At 60.7% G+C, this 4,914-nt stretch carries 4 protein-coding genes and 1 pseudogene; 2 read left to right on the top strand and 3 right to left on the bottom strand.

The window, feature by feature from the left end; translation table 11 throughout:
- Positions 1–266: 266 nt before the first annotated feature.
- Positions 267–992, bottom strand: a complete 726-nt coding sequence (locus tag AC1Q7F_RS32475) for a tyrosine-type recombinase/integrase (RefSeq protein ID WP_492512688.1) — start codon at positions 990–992, stop codon at positions 267–269.
- Between the two features lie 88 nt (positions 993–1,080).
- On the opposite strand from AC1Q7F_RS32475, the pseudogene AC1Q7F_RS32470 reads away from it, so the two are divergent.
- Together AC1Q7F_RS32470 and AC1Q7F_RS32465 are read left to right on the top strand one after the other, a co-directional pair.
- Positions 1,081–2,637 (top strand): annotated as a pseudogene (locus AC1Q7F_RS32470) (ISL3 family transposase).
- Between the two features lie 159 nt (positions 2,638–2,796).
- The gene (locus AC1Q7F_RS32465) at positions 2,797–2,934 is read left to right on the top strand and encodes a hypothetical protein (protein ID WP_492512687.1); all 138 of its coding nucleotides are present in this window, start codon (positions 2,797–2,799) and stop codon (positions 2,932–2,934) included.
- A gap of 44 nt (positions 2,935–2,978) precedes the next feature.
- Here AC1Q7F_RS32465 and AC1Q7F_RS32460 read toward each other — a convergent pair whose 3' ends face one another.
- Positions 2,979–3,686 carry a thioesterase II family protein gene (locus tag AC1Q7F_RS32460; RefSeq protein WP_492512686.1) on the bottom strand — a complete coding sequence of 236 codons (708 nt, stop codon included), beginning with the start codon at positions 3,684–3,686 and terminating at the stop codon, positions 2,979–2,981.
- An 86-nt stretch (positions 3,687–3,772) separates the two neighbouring features.
- Positions 3,773–4,831, bottom strand: a complete 1,059-nt coding sequence (locus AC1Q7F_RS32455) for a non-ribosomal peptide synthetase (protein WP_492512685.1) — start codon at positions 4,829–4,831, stop codon at positions 3,773–3,775.
- Between the last annotated feature and the right edge of the window lie 83 nt (positions 4,832–4,914).

Below are 4,914 nucleotides of genomic sequence, written 5' to 3'. Positions count from 1 at the left end.
TCTCAGGAGCCAAGCTTGACGCCTTAGATCTCACGCGTTTCACCGACGGTTGCATCATAATTATTAGTTATCAGTCATTAGGGTTAATCAATAAGGGTGTTGCTAAGGTAAGTATGAGTCGCAAAGATTGTCAATAGCAAGTTGAAGGGCCAAAAATTTGTATTTCGTCAGGCGATGAATTCAATTGTATGTATTTTGTATTTAACTGATTTGGTTGAGTGCGGATGGTGAATTTAGTGCAATAAATTTTCGTTTTTCGCCTCATCTTATGTCGTTAAACTCTCCTTTGGTCGATATCGGTGAGAATAAATGGCATATTTACGAGTACGCTTACTTTCAAGCTTGAATGACGCCTGTTTCGCAATAAAGTCCGACACCTTTTCCATGGCGTTTTTGACAGGGTCGGCAGCCAGATGGGCGTAACGTGCCGTGGTCTGCACCTGGGTATGTCCAAGCAGCTTGCCGATCATCGGCAGCCCTTCGCCCAGGAAAAGGGCACCGCTGGCGAAGGAGTGCCGCAGGTCGTGGATGCGGACGTCATCCAGCCCGGCTTTCTTACGGATGCGGCGCCAGGGTGGCTGCAAGTCGGTCAGCCGGGCACCTTCCTTCGTGCCGGTGATGACCCAGGGATTGTCCGTCAGCCGGGGGATCGACCGAAGGACGGCGGCAGCGGCCTCTCCGAAATGCACAACCTTCGCACCCGTTTTGGAATCCGGTAAACGCAATGTCCGCGTCTGCCAATCCACATAGGACCATTTCAAGGTCATGACTTCGCCCAGGCGGCACCCCGTCAGCATTAGCAATCGGACAGCGGCGATCACGGCTGGGGGTTCGGAGCCATCTGCTTCGACCTCAGTCAATGTCCGACCGAGGGCGGCGTATTCATCGGCACTCAGGAACCGTTCACGTTTCTCCTCGCGGTACTTCTTTACATGCAGGCACGGATTGCTGCCATCCGGTCGTAGCCCCCAGACCTCGGCCAAATTGAACATTGTTATCCGGCGTGGAAAAGTGGCTCTGACTCAATTTTGATGATTTTCGAGAGTCCTGTGGGGTGGTTTTTCCATAGGGGTCAGTACGATGCGGACAGCTTTCAGACGCTCGATGTTCGGCCTCGCCGGCATGGCCATTAAGGACATCGCCGACGATGATGGGGTGGTGCGGGTCACGATCAGCCCGGTCACGGCTATAGGCGCCTGTCCCGGATGCGGAACGGGCTCAGGTCGGATCCATAGTCGGTATCATCGGCGATTGGCGGATCTGCCGGCAACCGGCAGGCCAGTTGGGATTGTGCTGCTGGCGCGCCGGTTCTTCTGTGATGCCGTGCTCTGTGGGCGCCGTGTATTTACGGAGCGCTTCGATCCGAAGGTTCTGGCGCCCTGGGCCCGCCGGACGGCCCGGCTGGATCAGATTGTCCACCATCTCGGTCTGGCGCTGGGAGGCCGGCCGGCGGCGACCCTTGCCCGTCGGTTGATGCTGCCGGTGAGCAACGACACTTTGCTGCGTGTGGTGCGCCGGCAGGGTAGCCCGCGCATCGTGCCGCCCACGGTAATCGGCGTGGATGATTGGGCGTGGCGGCGCAATCATCGCTATGGAACGCTGATCTGTGATCTGGAACGGCGTCGGACCATCGCCTTGCTGCCGGATCGTGAGCCGGCAACGACACAGGCCTAGCTGGAACAGCAGCCGCAGGTGAGCATCGTCGCCCGCGACCGCGCCGGTGGATATGCGCTTGCCGTCTCCAGGGCCCTGCCGGCAGCTACCCAGGTGGCGGACCGTTGGCATCTGATGGAGAACGCAAGCCGGGCATTTCTCGATGCGGTCCGGAAATCGATGCGGCAGATCCGCGTCGCCGTCGGTGCCACCAACATTAATCCGGCCCTTCTCACGGCAGCCGAGCGCCTGCAGTACGAAGGATATCTGCGGCGCGAGGATACCAACAACGCGATCCAGCAACTGGCCAAGGACGGCACTTCCATCAAGGAGATCGTTCGCCGGACCGGTCACAGCCGCGGGCTGGTGCGGAAAATCCTTCGGGGACAGGCAGCGGATGTCTTTCGGACGAGGGAAAGCTCCCTGGAACTGCATCTTCCCTGGCTTGACCAGCAATGGCAGGCAGGTCACCGCAATGGTGCCGATCTTTGGCGACGGCTGAGGAGGGAAGGCTTCCAAGGTTCGCTACGCGTCGTTACGGAATGGGCGACCCGCCGGCGCCGCGCCGACCAGATGGGGGCAGAGGCCCTTAAGCGAACACCATCGGCCCGTAGTATCGCCCGCCTCATGACCTTGGGGTGCGATGCGCTGACAAAGGCCGAAACCGTCATGGTGGCCGCCATTGAAAAGGGCGTTCCGGTTATCGTCGATGCCAGAAACATCATTGCCGACTTCCAGGGCATGATCCGGCGCCGATCATTGGAGGAACTGGCCCCGTGGTTGGAGCGGGCACGCCGATCCATCATGACGTCCTTCGCCAATGGTATCATCAAGGACCAAGCTGCCGTGGAGAACGCCATCACCTCACCATGGTCCAACGGCCAGACGGAAGGCCAGATAACAAAGCTCAAACTCGTCAAGCGCCAGATGTACGGCCGTGGGAAGCTTGACCTGCTCCAGGCGCGCGTCATCGGTGCCGTATAAAAATGCCCATCATCAAATGTGCGTCAGAGCCAAATTTCAATGCCGATTGACACTTGTGACATGAGCAGGGTTCCCGGAAGCGCTCTGAACTTGCCCTGACGAGCGCTCAGAAGGCGCCCAGGGTGCGAAAGTTGGCGGCTTCGGGAAAAAAGACCTCCTTTGGTGGGCGCGCATGGGCTGGGCTGGGCGGGTGCCGGCATCGTCATCCTGGCGCTCGGCCTGGCCGAATGGGCGACGATGAAGATCGATGCCGCGGGGCACCGGGTAAATGGCGAGGCATCTAGCTGCACCGCGTAACGGCCTTATCGAGATCGTCGGACGTTCACCTCGAAGGCGGCGTGCTACGGCCGATGATGCTCATGGGCGGTATCCCAAACATCCTGTGTGATCGCGATGGTTACGATTGCGGCGGCCGAGTTGATGTAAAAATGATCCCCTGGGAACATCCTCACAGTACAGCCGGCCGTCGTTTCCATGGACCAGCCATCTAATTCACCGCGGCTGGTGGTGGCATCCTCCAATCCTCCGTAAGCCGCGAGGGGCAATGGCAGGCGGCTGGCCGGTGGCCTGTATTCCTCGCAGGCGCGAAAGTCGGCTCGCAAGGCTGGCAGGAAATACTTGGCGAATTCGGGCTGCTTGACCAGTTCCAACGGTGTTCCACCAAATCCTGTCACCATGTTGATCAAGTCAGCATCCGGAAGGTCATGTGCCGGAGGAGCGGTGCGGAGCGCACGTGGAGGTTTGCGTGCCGATGCAATCAGGATCAGGGGCGCACGCCCGACCTGGGCCATCCTGTGTGCGAGCTCCAGCGCGACGAGGCTGCCCATGCTGTGGCCAAACAAGGCGCAAGGCATGTCGTCATCACGAAGCACCACGGGGAGCAGGGCATCCGCGATACTGGCGATCGAATGCAGGGGGGCTTCCGACCGGCGCGCGCCGTGACCGGGATATTCCAGGCCGACCGCCTCGATACGAGGCGGCAGGAAGTCGCGCCAGCCGGCATAAATGTTGGCGCTCCCCCCTGCATGCGCCAGACAGTAGAGGCGCATGCCGGCCCCTGGGCGACGGCTTATGGTCAGGGTTTCGGTCCGTCCACGGCGCATCGGGACGATGCATCGGCTACCGGGGGGAAAGGTCACGACCCACCTTCCAACTTCGGCGCCGTTATGGTGTCAATATAAGCCGCAAGGCCCGCAATGGTCGGATCCTGGAACAGCAGGCCCAGTGGAAGTTCTACAGCGAACCTGCGCTTCATGGCGGCAGCGAGGCGCGCGGCCAGCAGCGAATGACCTCCCCGCTCGAAAAAACTGTCCTCCATGCCGATATCCTCCAGCCCCAGGATGTCCTTCCAGATGTCGGCCATGGCCGCTTCCGTTAGTGTACGCGGCATCAGGTCACCGTCAGCCGTGAATGCCGGCTCCGGATCAGGCAGCGCCTTGTGATCGATCTTGCCATTGGGCGTCAATGGCACGGCGGCAATCGGAATGAAGGCGGTGGGAATGGCGTGCGCCGGCAGGAACCTCCTCAGTCCGGTCCTGATGTCGGCCGCATCTCGTTCTTCTCCGGACGTGCCGACAATATAGGCGATCAGACGGCAGTCCCCCGGCGTGTCCTCCCGCAGCATTACGGCGGATTGCCGGATGCCGGGAATGCGCTGGAGCGCGTCCTCCACCTCTGCGGGCTCAAGCCGGTGCCCGCGCACCTTGATCTGCCGGTCGGCACGGCCGTGGAAGTCGATGCCGCCATCCAGCCGCCGGCGCCCCAGGTCGCCGGTGCGATACATGCGCTCTCCGTTGCCGAAGGGCGATGGCACGAACCGCTCCGCGGTTGCCGCCGGCTGGCCCAGATAACCGTAGGACAGGTAGGGTGTATGAATGCAGATCTCCCCCACCTCGCCGATGCCTGCGATGCGCCCCCCACCGTCCAGAACCAGCGCGTGGACACCGTCGATCCCTTGTCCCACGGAGATGGACGTCTCCGCAGCCGCATCGTCATCATTCACGGGCGCCCAGCACATCACCTGAGGCGTTTCGGTTGCGCCATAGGTATTGACGCCGCGAGCATGGGGGGCGATGCGGGCGATCATCGACACATGCCGCCGTCTCAACAATTCTCCACCGAAGAATACATGTTTTAGATCGACTAACGGCCGAGGGTCGCCGGTGGCGATCATTTCCCAGAGCGACGGCGTCACATGCACGACTGTCCGCCGTCAGCCCCTTTGGGACAGAAGTGGCTGATTGCGTAAGGGAGGATTTCTGGCTCATCGTAGTGACC

This window comes from Niveispirillum sp. GW835-FHT14G11, assembly GCF_058793615.1.
Note: the sequence above shows the minus strand (reverse complement) of the source record. Positions and strands in the feature narration are given on the sequence as shown.

What these genes read in the sequence shown, in the direction of transcription:
- AC1Q7F_RS32460 (WP_492512686.1), bottom strand. Translation starts at nt 3,686, where the DNA reads ATGCGCCTCTACTGTCTGGCGCATGCAGGGGGGAGCGCCAACATTTAT.
- AC1Q7F_RS32475 (WP_492512688.1), bottom strand. Translation starts at nt 992, where the DNA reads ATGTTCAATTTGGCCGAGGTCTGGGGGCTACGACCGGATGGCAGCAAT.